At 66.1% G+C, this 26,165-nt stretch carries 24 protein-coding genes and 1 tRNA gene; 14 read left to right on the forward strand and 11 right to left on the reverse strand.

Translation table 11 applies throughout. From position 1 onward, the window contains the following. Positions 1 to 113: 113 nt before the first annotated feature. Positions 114 to 962: a KPN_02809 family neutral zinc metallopeptidase gene (ypfJ, locus tag KTJ87_RS06650; protein ID WP_267138317.1), complete on the forward strand. Its 849-nt coding sequence runs from the start codon at positions 114 to 116 to the stop codon at positions 960 to 962. 51 nt (positions 963 to 1,013) lie between these two features. Continuing rightward, positions 1,014 to 1,097: transfer RNA gene (locus KTJ87_RS06655), tRNA-Leu, on the forward strand. Between the two features lie 112 nt (positions 1,098 to 1,209). On the opposite strand, the gene KTJ87_RS06660 is transcribed toward KTJ87_RS06655, so the two are convergent. Continuing rightward, positions 1,210 to 2,178 carry a DUF6635 family protein gene (locus tag KTJ87_RS06660; RefSeq protein ID WP_267138318.1) on the reverse strand — a complete coding sequence of 323 codons (969 nt, stop codon included), beginning with the start codon at positions 2,176 to 2,178 and terminating at the stop codon, positions 1,210 to 1,212. A gap of 320 nt (positions 2,179 to 2,498) precedes the next feature. On the opposite strand from KTJ87_RS06660, the gene KTJ87_RS06665 reads away from it, so the two are divergent. After that, entirely contained in the window at positions 2,499 to 3,113 is a 615-nt protein-coding gene (locus KTJ87_RS06665; protein WP_267138319.1) for a methyltransferase domain-containing protein, read from the forward strand. 31 nt (positions 3,114 to 3,144) lie between these two features. On the opposite strand, the gene arsB is transcribed toward KTJ87_RS06665, so the two are convergent. The 7 genes from arsB to KTJ87_RS06700 form a co-directional block, all read right to left on the reverse strand. After that, entirely contained in the window at positions 3,145 to 4,164 is a 1,020-nt protein-coding gene (arsB, locus tag KTJ87_RS06670) for an ACR3 family arsenite efflux transporter (RefSeq protein WP_267138320.1), read from the reverse strand. After that, entirely contained in the window at positions 4,161 to 4,475 is a 315-nt protein-coding gene (locus tag KTJ87_RS06675; protein WP_267138748.1) for an ArsR/SmtB family transcription factor, read from the reverse strand. Before KTJ87_RS06675 ends, arsB begins: the two co-directional genes overlap by 4 nt. Before the next feature lie 78 nt (positions 4,476 to 4,553). Continuing rightward, a complete protein-coding gene (locus KTJ87_RS06680) occupies positions 4,554 to 6,434 on the reverse strand; it encodes a bifunctional sugar phosphate isomerase/epimerase/4-hydroxyphenylpyruvate dioxygenase family protein (protein ID WP_267138321.1) in 1,881 nt (626 codons plus the stop codon). Between the two features lie 3 nt (positions 6,435 to 6,437). Beyond that, complete coding sequence (locus tag KTJ87_RS06685) at positions 6,438 to 7,733, reverse strand: TRAP transporter large permease (protein WP_267138322.1); 1,296 nt, start codon at positions 7,731 to 7,733, stop codon at positions 6,438 to 6,440. Further along, the gene (locus tag KTJ87_RS06690) at positions 7,726 to 8,247 is read right to left on the reverse strand and encodes a TRAP transporter small permease (protein ID WP_267138323.1); all 522 of its coding nucleotides are present in this window, start codon (positions 8,245 to 8,247) and stop codon (positions 7,726 to 7,728) included. Before KTJ87_RS06690 ends, KTJ87_RS06685 begins: the two co-directional genes overlap by 8 nt. A 93-nt stretch (positions 8,248 to 8,340) precedes the next feature. Continuing rightward, positions 8,341 to 9,321, reverse strand: a complete 981-nt coding sequence (gene dctP / locus KTJ87_RS06695; RefSeq protein ID WP_267138324.1) for a TRAP transporter substrate-binding protein DctP — start codon at positions 9,319 to 9,321, stop codon at positions 8,341 to 8,343. 26 nt (positions 9,322 to 9,347) lie between these two features. Further along, the gene (locus KTJ87_RS06700) at positions 9,348 to 10,262 is read right to left on the reverse strand and encodes a shikimate dehydrogenase (protein ID WP_267138325.1); all 915 of its coding nucleotides are present in this window, start codon (positions 10,260 to 10,262) and stop codon (positions 9,348 to 9,350) included. Between the two features lie 135 nt (positions 10,263 to 10,397). On the opposite strand from KTJ87_RS06700, the gene KTJ87_RS06705 reads away from it, so the two are divergent. The 5 genes from KTJ87_RS06705 to gph all read left to right on the forward strand — a co-directional run bounded on the left by KTJ87_RS06705 (position 10,398) and on the right by gph (position 13,917). Beyond that, entirely contained in the window at positions 10,398 to 11,063 is a 666-nt protein-coding gene (locus KTJ87_RS06705) for a TetR/AcrR family transcriptional regulator (protein WP_267138326.1), read from the forward strand. Next, positions 11,060 to 11,998: an alpha/beta hydrolase gene (locus tag KTJ87_RS06710; protein ID WP_267138327.1), complete on the forward strand. Its 939-nt coding sequence runs from the start codon at positions 11,060 to 11,062 to the stop codon at positions 11,996 to 11,998. Before KTJ87_RS06705 ends, KTJ87_RS06710 begins: the two co-directional genes overlap by 4 nt. Continuing rightward, positions 11,995 to 12,459, forward strand: coding sequence for a DUF3237 domain-containing protein (locus KTJ87_RS06715; protein WP_267138328.1), 465 nt, complete (start codon positions 11,995 to 11,997; stop codon positions 12,457 to 12,459). The genes KTJ87_RS06710 and KTJ87_RS06715 overlap by 4 nt, the downstream gene beginning before the upstream one ends. A gap of 84 nt (positions 12,460 to 12,543) precedes the next feature. Next, positions 12,544 to 13,221 (forward strand): ribulose-phosphate 3-epimerase, encoded by a 678-nt coding sequence (gene rpe / locus KTJ87_RS06720; protein ID WP_267138329.1) that lies wholly within the window; start codon positions 12,544 to 12,546, stop codon positions 13,219 to 13,221. Between the two features lie 39 nt (positions 13,222 to 13,260). After that, positions 13,261 to 13,917 carry a phosphoglycolate phosphatase gene (gene gph / locus KTJ87_RS06725; RefSeq protein ID WP_267138330.1) on the forward strand — a complete coding sequence of 219 codons (657 nt, stop codon included), beginning with the start codon at positions 13,261 to 13,263 and terminating at the stop codon, positions 13,915 to 13,917. Positions 13,918 to 13,926: 9 nt separating this feature from the next. On the opposite strand, the gene KTJ87_RS06730 is transcribed toward gph, so the two are convergent. Beyond that, positions 13,927 to 14,535 (reverse strand): TetR/AcrR family transcriptional regulator, encoded by a 609-nt coding sequence (locus KTJ87_RS06730; RefSeq protein ID WP_267138331.1) that lies wholly within the window; start codon positions 14,533 to 14,535, stop codon positions 13,927 to 13,929. A 214-nt stretch (positions 14,536 to 14,749) separates the two neighbouring features. On the opposite strand from KTJ87_RS06730, the gene KTJ87_RS06735 reads away from it, so the two are divergent. The 5 genes from KTJ87_RS06735 (at position 14,750) to KTJ87_RS06755 (ending at position 21,305) form a co-directional block, all read left to right on the forward strand. Then, positions 14,750 to 16,348, forward strand: a complete 1,599-nt coding sequence (locus tag KTJ87_RS06735) for an acyl-CoA carboxylase subunit beta (RefSeq protein WP_267138332.1) — start codon at positions 14,750 to 14,752, stop codon at positions 16,346 to 16,348. Positions 16,349 to 16,352: 4 nt separating this feature from the next. After that, positions 16,353 to 18,311, forward strand: coding sequence for an acetyl/propionyl/methylcrotonyl-CoA carboxylase subunit alpha (locus KTJ87_RS06740; protein ID WP_267138333.1), 1,959 nt, complete (start codon positions 16,353 to 16,355; stop codon positions 18,309 to 18,311). A gap of 98 nt (positions 18,312 to 18,409) precedes the next feature. Then, positions 18,410 to 19,585 carry an acyl-CoA dehydrogenase family protein gene (locus KTJ87_RS06745; RefSeq protein ID WP_267138334.1) on the forward strand — a complete coding sequence of 392 codons (1,176 nt, stop codon included), beginning with the start codon at positions 18,410 to 18,412 and terminating at the stop codon, positions 19,583 to 19,585. Between the two features lie 477 nt (positions 19,586 to 20,062). Continuing rightward, complete coding sequence (locus KTJ87_RS06750) at positions 20,063 to 20,725, forward strand: Hint domain-containing protein (RefSeq protein WP_267138335.1); 663 nt, start codon at positions 20,063 to 20,065, stop codon at positions 20,723 to 20,725. Between the two features lie 154 nt (positions 20,726 to 20,879). Continuing rightward, entirely contained in the window at positions 20,880 to 21,305 is a 426-nt protein-coding gene (locus KTJ87_RS06755) for a hypothetical protein (RefSeq protein WP_267138336.1), read from the forward strand. 4 nt (positions 21,306 to 21,309) lie between these two features. Here the strand turns inward: KTJ87_RS06755 and KTJ87_RS06760 are convergent, their stop codons facing one another. Next, positions 21,310 to 23,055, reverse strand: a complete 1,746-nt coding sequence (locus tag KTJ87_RS06760) for a thiamine pyrophosphate-requiring protein (RefSeq protein ID WP_267138337.1) — start codon at positions 23,053 to 23,055, stop codon at positions 21,310 to 21,312. A 142-nt stretch (positions 23,056 to 23,197) separates the two neighbouring features. On the opposite strand from KTJ87_RS06760, the gene KTJ87_RS06765 reads away from it, so the two are divergent. Then, positions 23,198 to 24,646 (forward strand): aldehyde dehydrogenase, encoded by a 1,449-nt coding sequence (locus tag KTJ87_RS06765; protein WP_267138338.1) that lies wholly within the window; start codon positions 23,198 to 23,200, stop codon positions 24,644 to 24,646. Positions 24,647 to 24,726: 80 nt separating this feature from the next. On the opposite strand, the gene KTJ87_RS06770 is transcribed toward KTJ87_RS06765, so the two are convergent. Then, complete coding sequence (locus KTJ87_RS06770) at positions 24,727 to 26,124, reverse strand: hypothetical protein (RefSeq protein ID WP_267138339.1); 1,398 nt, start codon at positions 26,122 to 26,124, stop codon at positions 24,727 to 24,729. Between the last annotated feature and the right edge of the window lie 41 nt (positions 26,125 to 26,165).

The following is a 26,165-nucleotide window of genomic DNA, read 5'->3' on the forward strand; positions in this document are numbered from 1 at the left end:
ACCTGTCCGCGCGCCTTACGCCACGCGCGCACGCGCCGGTCAAGATCAAGAGCGTTGTGCAGGCGCGCGGGACGGGTAAACTCTGCGCGCGGGGCAGGTTCAAGGGGCGGACGATGCGGTGGCAGGGCAGGCGGCAAAGCCGCAACATCGAGGACCGGCGCACCAGCGGCGGTGCAGGGCGCGGCGCAGGGATCGGCGGTGTCGGGCTGCTGGCGGTGCTGGCGATCGGCTACTTCCTCGGGATCGACGTCACGCCCTTGCTTCAGGGCACCGGGCAGCCGCAGACAAGCGCTGCCACGCCTCTGACCGAGGCGGACCGGCGCGCGGGCGATTTCGTCGCCGTCACGCTGGCCGACACCGAGGAGGTCTGGACAGACATCTTCCGCGACCAGTTCGGCGAGACCTATGCGCCCGCGACCCTGGTGCTGTTCAAGGGTGTCACGCAGTCGCCCTGCGGCGGGGCATCGGGCGCGACCGGCCCGTTCTACTGCCCTGCGGACAAGAAGGCCTATCTCGACACCGCGTTCTTCACGACCCTGTCCGAGCGCCTTGGCGCGTCCGGCGATTTCGCCGCTGCCTATGTCGTGGCGCACGAGATCGCGCATCATGTGCAGGCCGAGCTTGGCATCCTCGCGCAGGCCAACGCGGCGCGCGCCCGGGCGAGCGAGGCCGAGTCGAACGCAATCTCGGTGCGGATCGAGTTGCAGGCCGATTGCCTGTCGGGGGTCTGGGCCGCCCACGCCGACGCACGCTTTGACATCATGGAGCGCGGCGATCTTGGTGAGGCGCTGAACGCCGCCCGCCAGATCGGGGACGATACCTTGCAACGCAGCGCGGGCCGCGTGCCGCAGCCGCACACCTTCCAGCACGGCACGTCAGCTCAACGCGAACGCTGGTTCCGCCGCGGGTTCGACACGGGCGATGCCTCGGTCTGCGACACGTTTTCCGCCCGTCAGCTTTGATTTTCGCTCTGGACGGGCCGGGGCCTTGGGCGTTATTCGATGCGCCACTGGGCCCGAGTGGCGGAATGGTAGACGCAGGGGATTCAAAATCCCCCGCCGAAAGGCTTGTCGGTTCGAGTCCGACCTCGGGTACCAGATTGTTTCTATTGATGTTTTAATGTCTGCTGTAGGGGACTCCCCGCCTGCGGATGACCGCCACGGGGTCATTGCCCTCGCGATAACCGATCCCGGGGTGAGGCCGGTCTGGTCAGCTTCTGAACAGACGCACGGCGCTGGCGGCCGCGTCCCACAGGTCGAGGATGCGGGCATAGACGTGTTCTCGCGCGGCAAAGGGCCTGCCTGCACCTCCCGTGACGTCTGCCTCCAGCGTGTCTATCAAGCGTCCAAGGCGCCTGTGATGGATGCCAAGGCGGCTTTGCACCGGATCGGCAATGACGCCCGCAAACGCGGTGAAGACAGAGCCAAGCATGATCAGGCCCGCCACGGACGCGCCGATCAGCCACGGCGCGGCACGGACGCCCAGCACACCATACCACACCCCGCCCAGCGTCTGGCCCAGCGGGAACGACGCGATCGCCTGGCTGCGGGAAATCGAGCTTGCCACGTCCGGCGCCATCGAGATCAGGCCCGGCGTGAGCGCCTGGAAGACCAGCGCGCCGATCACGAGGATACACAGCGTCGTCGTCATCTCGGCAACGGCGGACCTTGTGCTGGCGTAGGTGCCCAGCGTTCCGGCGATCCGCTGGCCAAGGGCTTCAGCGGCTGCGGCGCTTGGGCGCTGGCGGATCATCTCGCGCAGCTGCGGGGCGGCAAGGATGGCGCGGGGCAGGGCAGAGGGGTCGCGCAAGGCGGCCTCTGGTCCAAGAGGGATGCCCAGAAGATCGCGCGCGACCAGCACCTCGACCCGCCGCGCGACCGAGGTGCGCAGCAGGATGCGCCGCCGGTCGAGCCAGTCTGCGGCGCCGCGCAGTCCCGCGCGGCGGACAAGAAAGGCGGCGAGCCGGGTCAGAACGAGGATCGGCGACAGAAGGACGTTCAGCGGCGCCTTGAGGATATCCCAGCCAAGCGCGGCGCCGTGCAGCCGAAGGGTGCCCGGCCAGGTGAAATGACGCGCCACGAACCCGTCGACCATGTCCCGGCGTCCCGCGAAAAAATCGCGCCCCGCCAGAGGCCCTGTGTCGCCCTCGTCCGGCGCGTGGCCCGAAGATCTGCCCATCACGGTGCCCAACGATCCTAGTTTCTCGACCTTGTGCTGCGCGAACGGGGCCCGTTCGGCACGTCGCCTTCGGTCAGGCGGGTATCGACGCGGTGTTGCGCCTTGTGGCAGGTCGTCAGGGAAAGCTACGACTGCAAGGCCCCCGGCGGGGTTTCTTTTTGCGCGGTCTGCCAAGGCGCCGAGCACAGCGCGCCGCCGCGATTGAGATTGCGCGCGATCCGCCGGATAAGAAGGCGTCCTGCCTCCGGCGGAGACGCGGTCGTGCAATTCGGGAATGCCAGCAAGATGAGCCATGTGACGCGCTGTCCGCCAGGGACGCCATGACAAGCTGGCTTCACGAGGAGCGGCTGAAGGCCATGCTGGACGTGGTAGAGGCAAGCGGCGCGCGGCGGGTGCTCGACCTTGGGTGCGGCGACGGCGACATGTTCGTTCGGCTCGCCGCCGATCCGCGCTATACGGAACTTGTCGGGGTGGATATCTGCCGGGCCTCGCTTGACCGGCTGCGCAGCAGGCTGGCCGCCGCGAAAGCCGGGGCGTGCCGCATCGATCTGCGCGAGGCGTCGATGACCGACCCCGCGCCCGATCTTGCGGGCTTTGACTGCGCGATTCTTGTCGAGACGATCGAGCATCTTGCCCCCGGCGATCTGTCGCGGCTGGAACAGGCGCTGTTCCGCAAGATGCGCCCGCGCCTTGCCGTGATCTCGACGCCGAACGCGGATTTCAACCGGCTGCTCGGGGTGCCGCCCGGCAGGATGCGGCATCCGGGACACCGTTTCGAATGGGGCCGCGCGCAGTTTCGGCACTGGTGCGCGCGCGTGGCCGGGGCGGCTGGCTATTCCGTCCGCGTCGAGGATATCGCCGGGCAGCACCCCGATTTCGGGGGGGCCAGCCAGATGGCGGTTTTCGGACTGGATGCACGCGCCACGGGCCAATGATGCCGTCCGGCGCTACTTGCCGTGCTCCCACTCATGCCGGGAAACGTGCGCGGGTGCGGTTCGCGACGGCGACAAGGCTCAGCATCACCGGCACCTCGACCAGCACGCCAACCACCGTCGCCAAAGCCGCGCCGGAGTTCAGGCCGAACAACCCGATCGCCACCGCTACCGCGAGTTCGAAGAAGTTCGAGGTTCCGATCAACGCGCAGGGCGCGGCAATCCGGTGCGGCACACCCCAGAGAAAGGCGGCGCCATAGCCCAGCGCGAAGATGCCGTAGGACTGGATGAGGATCGGCACCGCGATCAGCACGATCAGCAGCGGCTGTGCCAGAATCACTGGCCCCTGAAAGCCGAACAGCAGCACGACGGTCAGCAGCAGGCCCAGCACGGAGGCGGGCTTGATCCGGGCCGTGAAGGCGTCGACCGCTCCTGCGCCGCCCCGCGCGATCAATGCCCGCCGTGTCAGCATGCCGGCGATCAGAGGGATCACGATGTAGAGGACGACGGACAGGATCAGCGTCTCCCACGGGACGTTGATGTTGGTCACGCCCAGCAGGAAGGCCACGATCGGGGCAAAGGCCACCACCATGATCAGATCGTTCACCGACACTTGCACCAGCGTGTAGTTCGGATCGCCCCTGGTCAGCTGCGACCAGATAAAGACCATCGCGGTGCAGGGTGCGGCACCCAAGAGGATCAGGCCCGCGATGTATTCGGGGGCGCGGGCAGGGTCGATCAGCCCGGCGAAGACGTGGTTGAAGAACAGCACCGCCAGCGCCGCCATGGTGAAGGGCTTTATCAGCCAGTTGATCGCCAGCGTGATTATCAGGCCCTTGGGGCGCTGCCCCACCGCCTTGAGCGAGCCGAGATCCACCGCGATCATCATCGGATAGACCATCGCCCAGATCAGGACGGCGACGACGAAGTTGACCGAGGCATATTCCAGCCCCGCCAGCGCACCGAACAGCCCCGGTGCCGTGGTGCCCAAGGCCAGCCCCGCAAGGATGCACAAGCCGACCCAAAGCGACAGCCAGCGTTCAAAGAGGCTCATGGCGTTTCCTTATCGTCAGGGAGACAGCAGTTTGCGCCTTCGGGCGGCGTCAGCGCCCCTATGAAGGTCGCAAGCGGGGCAAAGGCGTCCGGGTTCAGCGCGTAGCAGGTGCGCGGCCCCGAAATCTCGCCGGTGATGACGCCAGCGGCCTTCAGGATGCGCAGATGCTCGGACACCGTGGATTGCGCCAGTCCGACAGCGCCGACGATGTCGCCGCCGATGCAGCCGGGCGTGGCCAGCAAGAGCCGCAGGATGCGAAGGCGCGCGGGATGCGCCAGCGCCTTTGCCAGTTCGGCGATGTGGATGTCCATGTCTGGCACGCCCGCCCCTCATTCGTGGATCGTCGATAGGCGATGTAATGGACCGGCACAATGCCCGATGCGGCCGGATCAGGCGCGCGGCATCCCCTTGCGCCGCCCGGCGCGCTTTTGCGCGGCGATGCGGAACGGCGCGTTGGGGGCGCCGTACCCGCCATAGGCGCCGGTGCGCTGAACGATCTCGATAAAGATGCCGCCCGGCAGGGTGACGGAGTAAAGCTGAAAGAACGCGCCCCGGTCGTCCGCGTCATAGAGGATGTTCGCCGCGCGCATGCGTGCCAGCAGGTCGGCGGGCAGATCGAACCGCGCAGTCAGATCGCTGTAGTAATTCTCTGGCATCGCCAGCCCTTCGAACCCGCGCGCCCTGAGCACGCGCGCAGTCTCGAGGATGTCGTCCGTCGACAGCGCGATATGCTGGACGGATGAACCGAAAGACTCCGCAAGGAAACTGCCCGCGAAGGTGCGGTGGGTGTCTGCGCCGTTCAGCGTCACCCGAAGTTGACCGCCCGGCGCCTCTACCGCCTGGCTGCGCACCAGCCCATCGGGATCGACGACATCGACCATGGGGGATTTGCGCATGTCGAACAGCGCCGTGTAGAACAGCGTCCAGCTTAGCATCTCGGAGTAGGACATCGTCTGCGCGACATGGTCGATCCGGGTCAGGCCCGCGCCGCTGTCCGCGTGGTCCAGCGGGAGGAACTCTTCGTCCCAGACCGTCTCGGCGCCCGGATCGAGGAAATGCAGCACCGACCCCGACAGGCCTCGAATCGCCGGGATATCCCGCTCGCCGGGGCCAAGCGGCTGGCCGAAGGGTTCAAGCCCAAGGGCAGCCGCCCGCGTGACGGTATCGGCGGCAGACGCAACGCCAAGGCCGATATCGCACACGCAGGTGCCCCGCGCGTTCCAGCTGTGGGCGGCGTGTCCGACGTCATCGCGGTTCAGAACGATGCGGATGTCGCCTTGGGTGAACAAGTCGATCGCCTTGTTGCGGTGGCGCGCGGCGTGGCTGAAGCCCAGCGCAGTCAGGGCATTCGCCAGGCGTTCCGCCTCGTCGCCCCGGGCGGCGAACTCGACAAAGGACACGCCGGTCGGGGCGACACGCGCGGGCAGCGCAGGCAATGTCAGGCAGGACTGCGGCTCGGCACGCTTCACGTCGTCCATCAGCGCCACGAGCGAGCGATGACCGTCCTCGGCGATGATCCGGGCGTTCCCGCCGCGAAACTGGTCGTTGAAGATCTCGAGGCTGATCGGCCCGTCATAGCCGGTGGCCATGACGGAGCGCATGAAGCGGGTGATGTCCAGATCGCCCTCGCCGGGCATGTTGCGAAAGTGGCGCGACCAATACAGCAGGTCCATGTCGATCAGCGGCGCATCGGCAAGTTGGACAAAGAAGATGCGGTCGCCCGGGATCGCGCGGATCGTCTCGGGATCAAGCCCGCGCCCGAGCGTGTGAAAGCTGTCGAGGATCAGGCCGACATTCGGATGGTCGGCGCGTCGCACGATCTCCCAGGCGTTGCGGTGGTCGTCGATGTGCCGCCCCCAGGCGAGGGCCTCGTACCCCACGCGCAGCCCGCGCTCGCTTGCGATCTCGCCCAGCGCGGCAAGATCGTCGGCGGCCCGGTCGATCCCGCCCAGCGATTGGGGGTGCACCGACGAGCAGATCAGCATGAGGTCCGTTCCAAGCTCGGCCATGGTGTCGAACTTGTGCCGCGCCCGGTCGAACGCCTTGGATCGCAGCGGCTCTGGCAGGCATTCGAAATCCCGGAACGGCTGGAACAGCATGACGTCCAGCCCGGCGTCGCGGACCAGTTGGCCGATCTGGCGGGGGCTGCGGGCATCGGCGATGAAATCCTGCTCGAAGATCTCGATGCCGTCGAACCCGGCTGCTGCGATCGCCTCGATCTTTTCCTCGAGGTTGCCTGAAATCGAAACGGTGGCGATGCCGGTGCGCATGCGTCAGCCCCCGTAGCCCAGAAGGCGCGGCAGGAAGAGAACGAAGTCCGGCACGAAGGTGATGATTACCAGGGCCCCGAGCAGGGCAACGATGAACGGCCAGACCTCGCGGATGACGCGGCCAATGGGCTCTTTGGTGATGTTGGATACGATGAACAGCAGCAGGCCATAGGGCGGCGTGATCAGGCCGAGCATCGCGTTGACGACGACGATGACGCCGAAATGCAGCAGGTCGATTCCCATCGCCTCGACCGCCGGGATCAGGATCGGGACAATGATAAGCAGGATGGCGCCGCCTTCCAGAACGCAGCCCAGCAGCAGGATCAGCACGTTTATGGCGATCAGGAACCCGGCCTGGCTGAGATCGAGGCCGGAGATCAGGACCGAGATCGACCGCGCCAGCTGTTCCCGCGCGATGACGTATTCAAAGGTCAGCGCGCCTGCGATCAGCACGCCTACCGATGCGGTGGACCGCGCGCTGTTCAGAAGCGCGGTATAAAGTTGCTTGATCGACACCGAGCGGTAGAACAGCACCGAGATCACCAGCGCATAGAGCGCCGCGACGGCAGCCGCCTCGGTCGGGCTCATCACGCCCGAATAGATGCCGCCAAGCAGGATCACCGGCAGCATCAGGGCCGGGACCGCGTTGAAGGTCAGGCGCGGCAGTTCCGCCAGACTGACCGACTCGTCGGTCGGAAAGCCCCGGCGGCGGGCGATGAAGTAGTTCATCACCGCCATCATCAGCGCCATGAGCAGCCCCGGCAAAAGCCCCGCCGCGAACAGGAAGCCGACGGATTGGTCCGAGACCAGCGCATAAAGCACCATCGGGATCGACGGCGGGATGATCGGCCCCACCGTCGCCGTCGCCGCAGTGATCGCGGCGGCATAGGCGGGGGGATACTTGCCGTCCTTGGTCATCAGGTTGATGATGATCTTGCCCATGCCCACCGCATCGGCCACGGCCGAGCCGGACATCCCCGAGAAGATCACCGAGGACACCACGTTGACGTGGCCCAGCCCGCCCCGGAACCGCCCGACCAGCGCCTGGCAGAAGCGCAGCAGCCGGTCCGACAGCGAGCCGACATTCATGATGTCGGCGGCCAGGATGAACAGCGGGATCGCCAGCAGCGTGTAGCCGTTGAACAGCCCTTGCAACATCGACTCGGTCGCCAGCGAAGGGTCGAGACCGCGCAGGATGAGATACAGGAACGAGCCGCTCATCACCGCCAGCCCGACGGACAGCCCGGTGACCGTCAGGGCCACGATCAGGGCAATGGACAGCGTGAAGGGATCAAGCATGATCGTGATGCTCCGGGGCAGAGGCGGCGCTGGCCCAGGGGCCGCGGCCCATCAGGCCGTTCCAGGCGGTCAGAAGCGCACGCAGGATGACCGACAGGGCAAAGCCCATGTAGATCGAGAAGACCAGGTTGAACGGCCAGCGCATGTAGGCAGTGCGCTCGCGCGCCATGAAGTCGATGTAGTCCCAGGCGGCGGGCAGCGTGTAGGCGAAGATGCCCGCGCAGCCGAGGCCCGCGAAGACGTCGAAGGCCCGGCGGACGGGCCGCGGCACGGCGAGATAGACGATATCGAGACGGATCACGTCCTCGTCCCGCACCACGAAGGCATAGCCGAACAGGATGCACCACACCCACGAAATGGTGACCCATTCGATCGTCCAGCCGACCGACCAGCCAAGGACATATCGAAAGACGATCTGCAGGATGAACGCGACGAACATCGACGCGAGCAGCAGCGCGAGGACGTTCTCGCAGCGGCGGGCAAGCCAGTCGACCAAGGGTCTGGCACGGTCCATTCGGGGGTCCTCCTGTCGGGTGAGGGGGCGGGCGCGAAGAGCGGCCGGTTCGGGCCGCGCGGCGATGCCCCGCGGCCCTGTGTCGTGGCGGCCCTAGTTGCCGACCGCCTGAATCTGCTCGACCAGGCCTTCGGGCCAGTCGGCGGAATACTTCGAGTCCCGATAGACCGCGAGCACATGCTCCTGGAAGGCTGCAAGATCGGGCATGTAGACGTCGACGCCGTTCGCCGCCATGTCCTCGGACAGCGATTGCTCCAGCGACAGGGTTTCAGCGTCGACGGCGTCCTGGAACCGGTCGGCGCATTCCAAGGTCTTGGCCTGCTGGTCCTCGGTCATGCCGTTCCACGTCTCGAGCGAGATGGTGAACAGGTTCGACGCCATCAGGTGCGAGGTTGTGCCGATATGCGTTAGCACCTCGTCGAACTTCATCGACCGCGTGGCCGGAAAGCCGTTGTCCTGGCCGTCGATCTGCCCGGTCTGAAGCGCGGTGTAGACCTCGGTGAAGGGCACCGGAACGGGGGTTGCGCCCATCGCCTCGCCCACGAATTGCCAGCCCTCTCCGGGCGGCATGCGCAGCTGCACGCCGTTCAGATCCTCGGGTGTCATGATCCGCTCTTCGCCGACATAGCCGATGTGCCGCGCGCCGATGTAGGGCCAGGCGAGGACCTTCACGCCTGCGGCGTCCTCGATCTCTTGCTCCAGGGCGTCCAGAACGTCGCCGTCATAGACCGCCCGCATGTGCTCGTAATCGCGGAACAGGAACGGCGTGCCCAGCACGCTGGTCGCGGGAACCTGATTGTAGAAGTCGAAGATCGCGAGGTTGCCCATGTCGAGGTTGCCGCGCTGCATCGCGGTCAGCTCGGTGCCCTGTTCGAACAGCGTTGCGCCGTGGTGCGGCTCGAATTCAAAGCCATCGCCAAGGCAGCCGCCGAACTCGGACGCCAGCAACTCGGACCGGATGTCGCTTGCAGGCACCGTGTCCGAGTAGAGCAGAGTTACGGTGTCCTGCGCCGAGGCGGCCCCGGCGAGGGTCAGGCCCATGAAAAGGGCCAAGGTCGAAGTGGTAGAACGCATCTGGTTTCCTCCCTGTTGCGTGTTGGTCAGCCGCCGTTTGCGGCGTCGGTCTCGATGAAGGCCTCGAAGGTGGCCCACATCCGTTTGGGGTCCGGCGCGAGGCCGGTGAACAGCTCGAAGGCCCGGACAGCCTGGAACACCGCCATCCCCGATCCCGCCAGCGTGCGGCAGCCGCGCGCGCGCGCCGCCGCCAGAAGCTCGGTTTCCAGTGGGAAATATACGATGTCGGCGACCCAGTGCCGGGGCTCCAATAGCGCCGTGTCGATGGCGGTGCCCGGCAGCTTGGCCATGCCCATCGGCGTCGCGTTCACGATGCCGTCCGCGCGTTTGGCCGCCGCAGCAAGATCGGCGACAGGTTCCGCGTGCGCCGCGCCGTCGGCCAGGATGTCCGCTGCAAGTGCCTGTGCGGCGCCCCGGTCGCTGTCGGCAATGAGAAGCCGCTGCGCACCCACGGCGCACAGGGCATGTGCGACGGCCGCGCCCGCGCCGCCCGCGCCCAGCAACAGGACCGTGTCCAATGCCGCGCCGGGAAGGCCGCGTTTCCACCCTTCGGCGAACCCCCAAAGGTCGGTGTTGTGGCCGTATCGCCGCCCGCCACGGAACACGATGGTGTTCACCGCGCCAACACGCCGCGCCGCGTCCGACAACTCGTCGAGATGCGCGATAACGGCCTTCTTGTAAGGGAAGGTGACGTTCAGTCCTGCCAGCCCCTCGGCCTCTGCGCGGGCCAGCAGCGCGGCGACCTGGGCGTCGTCCTGAGGCAGAACGTCGGTGTCCCAAAGCTCGTAAGTCAGGGCAAGGCCCTGTGCGTCCCCCTCGGCCCGGTGCATCGCGGGGGTGCGGGATTTCTGGATGCCGCGGCCGATCAGCGCGACGCGAACAGACCCAAGGCCGGGCGCCTGCGCGCTGCCCGTCCCGGCGCTGTCGATGCGCATGGCCATCTGCTGATCCTCCCTCGCCGACGACTCGCCGGTTCCTTGCCGCACAATGTTCGCAGCGGTTAATTGCTGTCAACACTTTTAACTGTTCAGTTAAATCGGGCCATGCTACCCATTCCCCGAGGAAGGGAGAGTGCTGTGAACAAGCCTTTGGTGCCGAACGAAAAAAAGAAGCAGAACTGGAAGCAGAATCCCGAAGCGGTGAAGTCGGACATCCTGCGGATCGCGACCGAACTGTTCGCGGCGAACGGTCTGTCGGGCACCCGGATCGATGAAATCGCGGCGCGAACCGAAACCTCCAAGCGGATGATCTACTACTACTTCGGCGACAAGGAAGGCCTCTATGCCCGCGTGCTGGAAGCCGCCTATGCGAAGGTCCGCGAAGGCGAGAAAAAGCTGAACCTCGAAGGATTGACCGCCGCCGACGCACTGGCCGAACTAGTCTCCTTCACCTTCGACCACCACCGCAAATCCCCGGAATTCATTCGGATGGTGATGATCGAGAACATCCACCATGCCCAATATCTGAAACGCTCCGAGGTGATCCGCACGGTCAACGTCGCCGCGATCGACCGGCTGGCCGAGATCATCCGCCGCGGAGAAGCCGAAGGCGCCTTCCGTCCCGGTCTCGATCCGGTGGCGCTGCACTGGCAGATCAGCGCGCTGAGTTTCTTCAACGTCTCGAACCGGCCGACCTTCTCGGCGCTGTTCGGCCCCGGCCTGTTCGGGCCCGAAGGCCAGAATGCGCTGCGCGGGCAGGCCGTCGACATGATCCTGTCACATGTGAAGGTAAACGACCCATGAACCCCGATCTAGAACCTTTCCTGACCACCTGGGCCGAGAAATGGACGCGGGTGCCGCCCGGCGCGACCCCGGCCGACCGTCGCACCGCGTTCGAGGGCATCGCGCGAGAGATGCGCCTGCCGACCCCCGATTCCGTGGACACTGACGCCGAGCACTGGATCGACAGCCCCGCCGGACAGGTCCGCGTCCGGGTCTTTCGGCACAAGGACGGCGGCGTGCAACCCTGCCTGATCTACATGCACGGCGGCGCCTGGATGCAGGGCAGCCCCGAGACGCATTGGGACATAACCGCGCGCATTGCCGACTGGAACCGCCAGACGGTCATCAGCGTGGACTATGCCAAGGCGCCCGAGCGTCCGTTTCCCGCCGCCTTCGATCAGTGCGTCGCCGTGGCGCGCTGGGTCCATGCCTCGGCGGCGGGCCTCGGCGTCGATCCGGCGCGCATTGCCATCGGCGGGGACAGCGCGGGCGGCAACCTTGCGGCAGCGGTTGCCCTGGACCTGCGCGGCGAGGATCTGTTCAACGCGCAACTGCTGATTTACCCGGCCTGCGATTTCGATGCCTCGCGTCCGTCCTACTCCGAGAACGCCGAAGGCCCGATCGTGCGCGCCGCCGACATGGAGCGGGTGAATGCCATGTATTCCGGAAACCCCGCGCTGCTTTCGACCGATCCGCGCCTTGCACCGCTCGTGGCCAAGGACCATTCCGGCCTTCCGCCCGCCTATATCGCCGTGGCCGAGTTTGACCCCTTGCGCGACAGCGGCCTTGCCTATGCCGAGGCACTGGAGGCGGCGGGGGTTCCGGTCACACTCGACCGCGGACCGGGGCTGATCCACGGCTATCTGCGGGCGATGGAGTATTGCCCTGCGTCCGAGGCGTCGCTTCGCGCGATGTCGGCGTGGCTGGCGGATACGCCTGCAATGGCGCAGGCATGACACCGCCCGAGCCGAAACTCGACTTCGTCTTCCGCATCGAGGCGGACATCGACAAGCCCCGGTCCGCAGGCAAGAACCCTGTGGGCGAGCGGCTTCACATCCCGATCACCGGCGGGCGGGTCAGCGGGCCGCGCCTGTCCGCGCGCGTGCTTCCGGGTGGATCGGACTGGCCGGTGATCGGCCCCGACGGCAATTCCCGCATCGAGGCGCATTACTCGATCGAAGCCGACGACGGCACGCTGATCTATGTGCGAAACATGGGGTTGCGGGTGTCCTCTGGCGCTGCGCTCGACAAGATCCGTGCCGGAGAACCCGTTGGCCCCGGCGAATTCTACATGCGCACCGCGCCCACGTTCGATGCGCCCGACGGGCCGCACGCCTGGCTGCGCGAGCGTCTGTTCGTCTGTTCGCTATGGCCCGCGCCGTCCTCGGTCTGCGTGGATGTCTACCAAGTGCTCTAGCGGGCAGGGCGCCTGTGCCGCGCGGGGGCTTGACGCGGGCCCTGCACCGGCGGCACATCCGCCCAAAGCAGAAGGGACCGCACCATGACATTCGACCGCCGCGTTAAGATCGCGCCGTCCATCCTGTCCGCCGATTTCGCGAACTTCGGCGCCGAGATCCGCGCCATCGAGGATCAGGGCGCCGATTGGGTGCATGTCGATGTCATGGACAACCACTTCGTCCCGAACCTGACTTTCGGGCCGCCCGCGGTAAAGGCGTTCCGGCGCCATGTGAAGACGGTGATGGACGTGCACCTGATGATCGCGCCGGTGGACCCCTTCATCGAGGCCTATGCCGAAGCGGGCGCGGACATCCTGACCGCGCATGTCGAGGCCGGCCCGCACATCCACCGCACGCTTCAGGCGATCCGGGGGGCCGGGATGAAGGCGGGCGTCGCGCTCAACCCCGGCACGCCAGCCGAGGCGGTCGCGCATGTGCTGGATATGGCCGATCTGGTTTGCGTGATGACGGTGAACCCCGGCTTTGGCGGGCAGAAGTTCATCGACATGACCGCCAAGGTCCGCGCCCTGCGCGCGATGATCGGCGACCGCCCGGTGCATATCGAGATCGACGGCGGTGTCGATACCGTGACCGCGCCTCTGGTGGTCGCGGCGGGGGCGGACGTGCTGGTGGCGGGGTCGGCGGTGTTCAAGGGCGGATCGGTCGAGGCGCCCGAGGTCTACGGGCAGAACATCGCGGCGATCCGCAAGGCGGCAGGCTGATGGCGCTGCGATGACCGGCGGCAATGACGGGTCCGCGTGATGGCTGCCATCGTCTTCGATCTGGACGGCACGCTGATCGACAGCGCGCCCGACATCTGCGGCATCGCCAATGCGTTGCTGGACCGCGTGGGCCGCGCGCCGATCACCCTGGCCGAGACGCGGGATTTCATCGGCAATGGCGCGGGCGTCTTCGTGGCGCGCCTGCGCGCGGCGCGGGATCTGCCGGACGCCGACCATGACCGGCTGCTGGCCGAATTCATCCGCCGCTATGACGACGCGGTTCATCTGACGCGGCCTTATCCCGGAGTGGAAGAGGCGCTTTCGGCGCTGCTCCGGGCGGGCCACGTCCTGGGCATCTGCACCAACAAGCCGATCCGGCCGACGCGCGTAGTGTTGCGGCACCTTGGATTTGAGCGGTTCTTCGAGACCGTCCTCGGCGGTGACAGCCTGCCGGTGCACAAGCCCGACCCGGCGCCGCTTTGCGCCGTGTTCGAGGCGTTGCCACAGGCGCCCGAGATCTACGTCGGCGACAGCGAGGTCGATGCCGAAACGGCACGGCGCGCCGGGGTGCCGTTCCTTCTGTTCACCGAAGGCTATCGCAAATGCCCGGTCGACCAGATGCCGCACGCCGCCGCGTTCTCGGACTTCGCCGCCTTGCCCGGCCTCGTGGCACGCCAGGTGTCCGTGGACGTGTGACCAGCACCGTCAATCCTGGCCTGCACCCATGAACGCGATGCGAAAGAAACTGTTTGCCATCTCTTCGGGGCCGACGCCATTTTGCAGCGGCCATTCCAGTGTCCAGTTCATCATTCCGATGATCGCGAATTTCAGCGTGTGCAGGTCGATGTCGGGGGCGATGGCTCCGGCCTGTTGCGCCTCGGACAGAAGGCGCGCCCAGACCGCATCGTAACCCGCGCGCGTGCTGCGCAGCCGGTGGCGGATGTCGGCGGGAACATGCGCGAAGCAGCGGATATGGGCCGAACCATAGTCGCTTTTGTCATGCAGGGTGCGCAGATGGACCTCCATCGCGATCCGCACCCGGTCGAGCGGGGGCGATCCCGACGCAGCTTGCAGCGCGTCCAGCACCGAGGCTTCGACGCGCTTCACCCCTTCGGTCATGATCTCTTCGACCAGGGCGTCCTTGCCGTCGAAGTGATAGTAGAGCGAGCCCGCCTTCATGTCGCAGGCCTGCGCGATGTCGCGCAGGGACGTGGCGCCATAGCCCTGCCGCACCAGAAGCCCTGCCGTCCGGTCCAGGATCATCCGGCGCGAGACATCCCTCAACCGCTCGTCGGGCTTGCGGGTCACGGGCATCGATCAAGTCTCCCTTGCAGCACCGGTCTTCCTTAGTCCGGCGTCTTGCCATGAGGCAAGATGCAGAGGGAGTGCTGCTGCCCCGGGTCACATCGGTCATTGACCGGATGCACGGGAAGAAATTATAACAAGTGTTAGGTAAAAGGGGCGCTTGTGGAACCAAGCCGCCCGCCCGGAGGACCGTAGTGAATTCTGACTCCCTCAGGGGCCACGCATGGCGGTGATCGGATCGCCTCTGGCCAACGCCGAGGACCCTCGCCAGCGGGCCGCCGAATATGCTGCGCTGATCGACGATCTGCGCGGCAAGCTGGCCTGGGCACGGGCGGGCGGCGGCGCGCGGATGATCGCGCGGCACCATGACCGCGCCAAGATCCTCGTCCGTGACCGGATCGACCTGCTGATCGACCCCGGCACAGCGTTTCTTGAACTCACGCCGCTGGCCGGCTGGGGCCTGTATGACGGCAAGCTGGCGTCAGCGGGCATCGTCACGGGGATCGGCACGGTGCGCGGCACCGCCTGCATGATCATCGCCAACGACGCCACGGTGAAGGGCGGCTCGTTCCACCGCGAGACCGTCAAGAAGCATATCCGAGCGCAGGACATCGCGGCGCAGAACCGTCTGCCCTGCCTCTACCTTGTCGATTGCGGCGGGGCGAACCTGAACCAGATGGAAGAAGTCTTCTACGACGAGACCCATTTCGGCGGCACCTTTCACCGGCAATGCACGATGTCGGCGCAAGGCATCCCGCAACTGGCGGCGGTGTTCGGCGAATGCACGGCGGGCGGGGCCTATATTCCTGCGCTGTGCGACGAGTTCATCATGGTCGAGGGGCAGGCGTCGATCCACCTTGGCGGCCCGCAGATCGTGAAGGCCGCGATCTCGGAAGTCGTGGACCGTCACGATCTTGGCGGCGCGGCGCTGCATTCGCGGCAATCGGGCGTCTCTGACCATATCGTGCCCGATGAACACGCGGCGCTTGGTCGGCTGCGCGACATGGTGGGCAGCCTTGGTTATGCCCAGCCCTTCGCACCGGGGCGCGCGGCGTCTGTGCCTCCCCGCCTTGATGCTGGCGAGATCCCGTCCATCGTCGGCACCGATCTGTCGCGTCCCTTCGATCAGCGCGAAGTGATCGCGCGCATTGTCGACGGCAGCGATTTCCACGAATTCAAACCGGAATGGGGCGACACCATCGTCTGCGGCACCGCCCGGATCGAAGGCTTTGCCGTCGGGATCATCGCCAACAACGGCGTGATGTTCGCCGAGGCCTGCCTCAAGGCCACGCATTTCATCGAGCTGTGCGACCAGCGTGGCACACCGATCCTTTTTCTGCAGAACACCACCGGGTTCATGGTGGGCCGTGACGCGGAACTCGGCGGCATCTCGAAGCACTCGGCCAAGCTGGTCTACGCAATGTCCAACACCCGCGTGCCGCGCCTGACGGTGATTACCGGCAGCTCTTACGGCGCGGGCAATTACGGCATGTCCGGCCGGGGATTCCGCCCGCATTTCATGTTCATGTGGCCGAACGCGCGGCTGGGCGGGATGAACCCCGATGTCGGCTCTTCGGTGCTGATGGACCTGCGCCGCGCCTCGATCTCGCGCGGCGAGGCAAGCAGCGACGAGCTGGCCGAGCATGAACAGAAACTGCGGCAGATGTTCGAGGAAAAGTCCGATCCCTATTTCTGCACCGCGCGCATTTTCGACGACGGCATCATCGATCCGCGCGACACGCGGCGGGTGCTGGGGCTGTGCCTGTCGGTGGTGAACCTGCGCCCCGAAGTGCGGGCACATCGTCCCGTCTACAGGATGTAAGCCCGTGCCCGTGACCGCCACAGAGTTCCTGACCGCACCGCGCCCGATCCGCCGCGTCCTGATCGCCAACCGGGGCGAGATCGCCTGCCGGGTCATTGCGACGTGCCGCAGGCTAGGCCTGACCTCGATCGCGGTATATTCCGAGGCGGACGCGCAGGCGCGCCATGTGCGCATGGCGGACGAGGCCATCGCGATCGGCCCGGCGGCTCCGGCGCAAAGCTATCTGTCGATCGACCGGATCATCGCGGCGGCTGTGGCGACGGATGCGGATGCGCTGCACCCCGGCTATGGGTTTCTGTCCGAGAACGCGGAGTTCGTCCGCGCGGTGGTCAAGGCGGGCGTGATCTTTGTCGGCCCCGATGCCGAAGCTGTTGAAAGCATGGGGTCAAAGATCATGGCCCGAGGCCTTGCCGAAAAGGCGGGCGTGCCGCTGGTCCCCGGCTATTCCGACAGGGACGCGGCCGACGCGGACCTGGCCCGCGCGGCCAGGGACATCGGCTATCCGGTTCTGGTCAAGGCCAGCGCGGGCGGTGGCGGGCGGGGGATGCGCCGTGTGATGCAGCCGGGGGACCTGACGGACGCGCTGAAATCTGCACGGGCCGAGGCTCGGGGCGCATTTGGCGACGAGGCGGTCTTCATCGAAAAGCTGGTGCAGAACCCTCGCCATCTTGAGGTGCAGGTCTTTGGCGATGGACAGGGCGGCGCGCTGCATTTCCACGAACGCGACTGCTCGGTCCAGCGCAACCACCAGAAGATCATCGAGGAAGCGCCTGCGCCGAACCTGCCGGACGCCGTGCGCGAGGCGCTGTTCGCCCATGCGCTCAACCTGACCTCGGCGATCCGCTATGCGGGGGCGGGCACGGTGGAATTCATCTTGGCTGCGGGCGACAGCCAGCCCTATTTCCTCGAGATGAACACGCGGTTGCAGGTCGAGCACCCGGTGACAGAGGAAATCTGCGGTGTGGACCTTGTGGAATGGCAGCTTCGGCAGGCCGCCGGTCTGCCCTTGCCGCTTGTCCAGTCGCAGATCCGCCCTCGTGGCCATGCGATCGAGCTGCGCCTGAACGCCGAGCGGCCAGAGGCGGATTTCCTGCCTGACACCGGACGGATCGACGTCCTGTCCGCCGGGCCGGGCCTGCGGTTCGAGACCGGGTTCGAGGACGGCGACACGGTATCCAGCCACTACGATTCGATGATCGCCAAGCTGATCGCCCACGGCGCGGACCGCGATGCAGCTTTGAAGCGGTTGCGTGCGGGGCTGGACGGAACGCGGCTTTCTGGCGTGGGGACCAACCTTGGCCTGCTGCGCGACTGCCTGGATGCGCCCGCCTTTGCGCGCGGCGAGGCGACGACCGGGTTTCTGGAGGATACCTTTCCCGGCGGATGGGCGCCCGTTGCGGGGACCTTGCTGCGTCTGAGGGGCCATGTTGCGCTTGCCTCGCTGGGGAAGGGGGACGACCCGCTGTCGCGCCGTGACGGATTTCGCGTTGGCGGGGCCGACGTGCCGGGGCGCGCAATGCTCAAGGTCGAGGACGGGTATGGCAGCGCCGAGATAAGCCTGACCTTCGGGCAGCCGCCCGAGGTGGGGCAGGATGGTCGCAGCGAGGCGCTTGACGCATCCGTCACGGTCACGCGCCACGGCGATCATGTCAGCGCGACGCTGCGCGGGCTGTCGATCATGGCGATCGTGCGTCCGCTGGCCGAAGCACGGATCGAGGACCGCACCGACCTGCACGCCGAAGGTGTCGTGATCGCCCCGCTGACCGGCCTTGTCACCGAGGTGCGCGTAGCGACCGGAGACCGGGTGCAGGCCGGGCAGACGCTGGCGGTGATGGAAGCGATGAAGCTGGTCCATGCGCTGACCGCGCCCGTCTCGGGCCGCGTCGCCCGCGTCGACGTCGCGCCCGGCCAGTCCGTGACCCAGAAGACGATCCTGATCGAGCTGGACATGGACGACACCTGATGACCGTGCTTGGGCAGGGAAAATTCGACGCAACGGCCCTCCCGGTCGCCGCTGCCGCCGGGATCACCGGCCAGACCACCATTTGACAGGAGCGACACATGCCCGACTTCTCCCCCTTTGACAGCGGCGCCCGCAGCCCGGTTTTCTTCGACGAAACCCTCGTCATGCTGCGCGACCAGATCCGCCGCTTCGTCGAGACCGAGATCAAGCCTCACGCCGACGCCTGGGAGACCGAGGGCGCGACGCCCCGCGCGCTGCTGCGCAAGATGGGAGACCTCGGTTTCTTCGGCATCCGCTATCCCGAGGCGCTTGGCGGCTCGGACCTCGACCAGCGGGCAACGGTTGTCTGGGCCGAAGAACTTGGCCGCTCGACCTATTCGGGCGTCGCGATCACTGCGCTGGTGCACACCGACATGGCATCGGTCCACATCTTCAACGCAGGAACCGACGCGCAAAAATCAAAGTGGTTGCCGCGCTGTATCGCGGGCGAGGCGATCTCGGCGGTGGCGGTGACGGAACCCGGCGCGGGATCGGACGTGAAGGGCATCGCCACGCGGGCGCGCAGGGACGGGGACGATTACGTCCTGAACGGCGCCAAGATGTTCATCACCAACGGGGTCCATGCCGACGTCTACTGCGTCGCCGCCAAGACCGACCCCGAGGCGCGGCCGTCGCAATCCGTCACGATGTTCCTTGTCGAAAAAGGCATGCCCGGTTTCACGGTGTCCCGGCCGCTGGACAAGCATGGCTGGCGGTCCTCTGACACCGCCGAGTTGAGCTTTCGGGATGTCCGGGTTCCTGCCGAGAACGTGCTGGGCCGGGAAGGCGGCGGCTTCTACGAGATCATGAAGAATTTCCAGAACGAGCGTCTTGTGATCGGGGCGATGGCGATGGGCGAGGCGCAGGCGGCGCTGGAATTGACGGTCGAGCATGTGCGGGGCCGCATCGCCTTTGGCGCACCGCTTTGGGAAAAGCAGGGTATCCGCCAGCGGCTTGCCATGTTGTCGGCGCGCGTCGAGGCGTGCCGCCAGTTCATCTATTCCACCGCGTCCCGCGCGGCAGCGGGCGAGGATGTCGTGCGCGAGGTGTCGATGATAAAGGCGCTGGCGGGCGAGCTGGTCAACGACGTGATGTATGACTGCCTGCAATTCCACGGCGGCATGGGCTTTATGCGCGAAAGCACGATCGAACGGATGACCCGCGACGCAAGGGTGCAAAGCATCGGCGGCGGCGCGACAGAGGTGATGCTGGAAGAAGTCGCGAAACGGATGTGACGATCCGGCAGGATCACGGTCCGTGCCGGTGGATGACGAAGGGCGAAGCGGCGCCACGCCCCGAATCGGGCGAGCAATCGGCCGACGTTGCGTAAACGGGCGGTTTGCGAGAACAATGAAACGATCGTTCCCCTTGGGGCTGCAGGACGGAAACAGTTTCGAAGGGCATCAAGGCGTTACCTTGCGTCAGACGCCTCACCTGCAAGGTCGGGCATTGTTTCGACTACGGGAACGAAATTGCCGCCTTGGCACCCGTTTTGCCCCCTTTTTGCCGTGTTTGGAGGCCGTTTTCCCGCCTCGCACGCAGCGGTAGGGTGAAACGGGAAACAAATCAGCCTGTTAAGCACGGCTCCTTCAAAGCGAAATCATGGCATATTTCTGTTCCAGGGCTTTGGCCGCAGCGCGGCATGTGCAATAACGACTTTGCGAGTGGGGGCTCGCATCGGCCTGGCCGAGATACAGGGTGACGAAACTGCCATGACGGAACCTCGGATCGATCTCCTTGCCAAGCGGCGTGCGCGCCGCCTTGTACGGCAGGATGACGCCAGCACCACGCCGTGCTTCACGCCGGGCACCGGGATCACCACGCCCCGTGGCCTGATCGCTGCAGAAGAATTGGGCGTCGGCGACCGTGTTCTGACCCGCGACAACGGCATCCAGACGATCCGTTGGGTGGGGTCCAAGGAAATTCGCCTGCCCGAGATCGAAAGCTACCCGCACCTGCGCCCCGTCCTGATCCAGAAGGACGCGTTCGGCCCGGGCCTTCCGATGAAGGACACGCTGGTCAGCCCCAATCACCGGATGCTCATCACTGGCGATCATGCCGCCAACACGTTCGGCGAGCGTGAAGTTCTGGTGTCCGCCAAGCACCTCGTCGGCACGGCAGGCGTGAGCGAGGCGCAGGTTCTGGGCACCACCTACATCCACTTCATGTTCGAGCATCACGAGGTCGTCCTTGCCAACGGCGCCTGGAGCGAAAGCTTTCAGCCGGGCGATCATTCGCTCAAGGGCCTTGGTTCGGAACAGCGGGCGGAAATCCTGTCGCTGTTCCCCGAACTGGCGACCGACGCCGGGCGTGACAATTATCTTGCGGCCCGCCGGGTGCTGTCGGGCGGCGAGGCCCGGCGCCTGATGCGCTAGAGATCCAGTTTGCAGTGGCCGGGCAACCGGCCCGGATGCGGCCCGCTGATGTCCCTCGGCGGGCCGTTTTCGTTTGCTGCGCGCAAGGCGAGGCGCTGGACAGCGGGCCGGGCGAGCGGCACAGTCTGTGCAAGGCAAGCTTTTGGAGGCGGCGATGGACAAGGCACCCTGGTATCACTGGCCCGTGGCGGTCGTGGCGCTGGTCTGGACCGCGATCGGGGCGGCGGATTACACGCTGACGCAATATGGCGCGGAGTTCTACCTGCGCAGCTTCACCCCCGACCAGATCGCGTATTACCGCAACCTGCCGCTGTGGATCGACGGGCTTTGGGCCATCGGGGTCTGGGCGGGCCTCCTCGGTGCGATCCTGATGTTCACCCGCTCATCGCTGGCAGCGCTGGTGCTGGGCGTGTCCGTGGTCTCGCTGGTGCTGGCGGCAGGCTGGCTTCTGACATTGGCAGAGCCAAGCCTGTGGACCATAGCGGGCGGACAGGCGGCGACCGTGATGATCGTCACCATCGCGGTGATGGCCTGCATCTACCTCTACGCGCGGCAGATGCATGTTGAGGGCGTGCTGTAGCCGTCTACCCCGTCGGCAGGGTCTTCACTTCCAGCAGCGCGTGGCGTTTCTCGACCGTGACCACCCGGATCGCCTCGGCCAGCGCCGCGTCGACGTCGTGGGCGTCCCGCACAACGCGGGTCCAGGCGCGGCTGGCCTGCGCGGTCAGCGTGAAATCGGGCGACGGCGACAGCGAGGTCAGCGGCATCCGGTTGGCCCGCGCTGCGTAGCCGTTGGGATAAAGCTCTTTCACCGACTTGCGCACCGCACCCCATTCCTCGTTGTTCAGCACGCAGATCAGCACCGGAAGCTCCAGCGCCTCGGCGATCTGGTGGCACACCGTTGGATTGGCGAACATGTAGCTGCCATCGCCCATCGTGGCGACGCAGAGGCGATCCCGGTCGGCCAGTTGCGCGCCGAGCGACGCAGGCAAGGACCAGCCAAGCCCGCCAGAATGCGGCTCCTGGAAAAAGCTGCGATGATCTTCGCGCGCCATCATGCCCAGCATCGTGCCAAGTTCCGAGAACACGCTCGCATCGCGGCCCTTGAGCGCTTCGCCCAGACGGTAGCTGAACCATTCCTTGGTGATGCCTTGCGCATTGCGCGCGGCTGCCTGCCAACGCATGCCCTTGCGCGTCGCCTCGGACTGCTCGGCCACGGAGCGGCGCCGTTCGCCGATCTTGCGAAGGTTGCGGGGCAGGGCGGCCATCGCCTCGATCAGCGCGGGGATGGTCGTGCTGGTCTCGCCCGCGATGGACACGTCCGACCGGAAGTTCCGCACCGGCGTGCGCGAGAAGATCGGGTCGGGGCCGATGTTGATGACCTTGGCGGCCGGGTTGATCGGATGCTCGTCCGGCCACCACGGGGCCAGGCAGTCGAGCACGACGACCACGTCCGCCTTGTCGAGGAACTTCTTCGGGTTCGGACCGATGGCGCAAGGATGCTCAGTGGACAGCGTCAGGTGCGTGGCCCACCACGAACAGACCGGGATGCCCCAGTCTTCCACCCAGTCGGCGAAGGCGGCGAAGGTTTCCGCATCGCCCGCGCCGCGCTGCGCGATAATCAGCGGGCGCTCGGCAATCGCCAGCATCTCGGCGGCGCGTGCGATGTCGGAGGCATGAGGCGCACCCCGTACCGGGGCCATGCGCGGCGCGTCCAGCAGCGCGCTGGCGTCGATTTCCTCGCACAGCGTCTCACGCGGGAGAGACAGGTATACGGGGCCCTTCGGAGTCGAATTGGCGATCGCCCAGCCCCGGTCGAGCATGTCGTTCACCTGCTCGGGGAAGCGCAGCTCATAGTCCCACTTGACGCTTTCGCGCACGAGGCCGGCCTGGTCCATCATCTCTTGCCCCCAGGCGATGGGGACGGTGCGCGCGCCGAACCGGTCCTTTTCGGTCGTCGGCGTGCGCCCGGACATCAGGATCATCGGGATATGTTCGCACGCCGCGTTGATCGCGCCGATGACCCCGTTCGCCAAGCCGACATTGGTGTGCAGCATCACCGCCTGGCTCTTGCCGGTCATCAGGTAATAGCCATGCGCCATGCCCATGGCGGCGTGTTCATGCGGGATCACCACGGCGTCGGGCAGGTCGATCCCCTTGGCGGCAGCTTCGGCCAGGCCTTCGATGATCGGGGGGAAATCGGTGCCGGAGTTGGTAAACACGTAGTCAACGCCAAGCGCCTTGAGCCGGGTGAAGATCGCTCCGCCTGCCGTCATGCGGCTTGTGCCTGCGCCCGTCGATGTCTCGCCCTGCACGCTGGTATCCTTCATGGCGGCTCCCCCCTTTGGTTTCCGGTCCATAAACAGTGAATCTAGTTCAATTCTATGGCAAACACACGGAAATTAATGAACATTGTCAAATGATGCCGACGCACCATCTGTGCGGGAAACAACGGCGAACGGAGGAACCCCAATGTCGACCATCGACCTGCTAATCGGCGGCGAAAAGAGTGCCGCGCACGGACAGAAGAGCTTTGAGCGCAAGGATCCCGTCACCGGCGAGGTCGCGACCACCGCCGCCGCAGCAACAACCGCAGATGTCGACCGCGCGGTCGAGGCTGCGGCCAAGGCGTTCATCGACTGGTCCGAGACCGGCCCGTCCAAACGCCGCGAGATCCTGATGGAAGCCGCGGACGTGATGGAAGAAAAGACCTCGGAATTCATCGAGGTCGGCATCGCGGAAACCGGCGCGACAGGCCCCTGGATCGGCTTTAACGTGTCCTTCGCGGCCAAGATCCTGCGCGAAGCGGCCGCCATGACCACCCAGATCAAGGGCGAAGTCGTGCCGTCCGACAAGCCCGGCAACCTTGCCATGGCCTATCGCCAGCCCGTCGGCGTGCTGGTCGGCATGGCGCCGTGGAATGCGCCCGTGATTCTGGGCACCCGCGCCGTCGCCATGCCCATCGCATGCGGCAACACCATCGTGCTGAAAGCGTCCGAGATGTGCCCCAGGCTGCACATGATGATCGCGGAATGCCTTGAAGAGGCGGGCCTGCCCAAGGGCGTCATCAACGTCGTCACGCACTCGGCCGAGGATGCACCAGAGGTCGTCGCGCGGCTGATCGAGCATCCCAAGGTGAAGCGGATCAACTTCACCGGCTCCACCCGCGTCGGCAAGATCATCGCACAAACCGCCGCACGACACCTCAAGCCGGTGCTGCTGGAGCTGGGCGGCAAGGCGCCGCAGGTGATCCTGGACGACGCCGATATCGACGCTGCCGTGAATGCCGCAGCCTTTGGCGCGTTCATGAACCAGGGCCAGATCTGCATGTCGACCGAGCGCATCATCGTCGATGCCAAGGTCGCGGACGAATTCGTCGAGAAGTTCGGCAAGAAGGCTGCCGGTCTGCCTTATGGCAACCCGCGCGATCAGGTGGTTCTGGGATCGGTCATCGACCGCAAGACCATCGACAAGGTGGACGATCTGATAAACGACGCGCTGTCCAAGGGGGCGACGCTTGTCACCGGCGGCGTTGAAGAGGGCACGATCATGCCCGCCACGATCATCGACAACGTCACGCAGGACATGAAGTTGTTCCGCGACGAAAGCTTTGGCCCGGTCGTCTGCATCATCCGCGCCTCCGACACCGATCACGCGGTCGATCTGGCGAATGACACCGAATACGGGCTGTCGGCCTCGGTGTTCGGCAGCGACATCCGCCGCGCGATGGCGGTGGCCAAACGGATCGAAAGCGGCATCTGCCACATTAACGGCCCGACCGTGCATGACGAGGCGCAAATGCCCTTTGGCGGCGTGAAATCTTCAGGCTATGGCCGGTTTGGTGGCAGCGCCGGGGTGAACGAATTCACCGAACTGCGCTGGATCACCATCGAGGACCCGAACCAGCACTATCCGTTCTGATCGACAGACCCGCGCCGCGGTTCACGCGGCGCGGGAGCTTTGCCTTACAAGGCATTGGTATGGTTGCGAAACGCGAACGGTCAAAGCAGCGTCAGAACGGATGCCCAGATCGAATACAGCACGCCCATGATGAGCGCGAACCAGCCATTCCAGACCAGCCCGGCGTGGCGGGCCGACACTCCCGCAAAGCCGCCGACCAGCAACGTGGTGGCGGTGAAGGGGCTGGTCATGCCCGAAATCGCCCAGCCGCCGGTGATCGCGACGACATAGGCGATGGGCGAGACCTCGATCGCTTCAGGCGCCGGCAGCGCCGGAATGAACAGCGTCACCGCAAGGATCGGGTTCATCCCGATCTGGCCGGTCAGCGGGATCAGCCAGACCAGCGCGGTCAGGATCACCCAGGGCGGCAGGCGGCCGAGGTCAATGCCACTGGCCTCGATCAGCGGCGTCAGCAGGACCGAGCCAAGCGACCCGATGAAGCCCGCCATCATCAACAGCACCAGTTCCCTGCGGTAGGCGGGCAGGTCGTGAAACAGGTAGCGCCCGGACCGCTGGGCCAGCGCCCGCAGCGGCGCCGTCTTTGCTTGCAGCATGACCCAGACGCCCGCGATTGCAGGCACCACGAACATGACAATGTTGAACGGGCGCAGGCCGGTTGCCGATTGCAGGACGATCACCAGAACGGCCAGGATGCCAAGCAGCGCCAGAAGCGGCAGCAGAACCGACCAGCCGTCGCTGCGCGTGTAGATCGCAGGCGCAATCCCCGTCAGTCGCGGCTTGAAGATCTGGTCCAGCGCATAGCCCACCCCGGCAAAGGCGATCCCTGAGGCAAGACAATAGGGCGCAGCATCCGCCCAGTTGGCGCCGGGGATCACCGTCGTTGAAATAGCGATGGCAAAGCCCAACGGCGACCAGGGCAGGGTCGAGATGAACCCGCGCTGGATCGCCAGCAGCATCCGCTTGAGCCGCAGCCTGCGCCGTTCGGGTTCCGGCTCGTCCCTGGTCGAGGCGGTGGCAAGTGACCCCAGCAGCGCGATGGCGCCATAGTTCAGCAAGAGCGCAAACATCTGCCCGCCCAGCGTCAGGGCAAGATACCGCCGCCCCGGCGGCTGGGCAGCCAGAAACCGCCCGGCCCGCGTGATGGAGGGCGAGGTGTCGGCGGCAAAGCGCAAGGAGGTCAGCGCGGTGAAGAAAGCGGCGATGAAGGCCGCACGCTCCAGCGCTGTCTCGATGGCGCCGAGCGGGTCCTGGCCCCAGACCTCGGCCCCGACGATCAGCGCGACGCCGACGCCTAGAAAGATGCGCCCCGTCCCGCCCACCGTGACCGACAAGACGGCCAACACCACCAGCGACAGCGCCGCGCCGATGGGTCCGGCCAGATGCCATATGTCGAAAGCATCGGCGACGACCGCCACGGTGATGCCGAGGAACAGAAGGCCCGAGACTCGGTCGAGGCTGGAACGGATCGCGTCCTTCATGGCTCACTCATCGGGGCAGGGCCTCACGGCTTGTCGCACAC

Origin of the sequence: Anianabacter salinae (assembly GCF_019061145.1) — a bacterium.
In the GTDB taxonomy this organism is placed as follows: domain Bacteria; phylum Pseudomonadota; class Alphaproteobacteria; order Rhodobacterales; family Rhodobacteraceae; genus Anianibacter; species Anianibacter salinarum.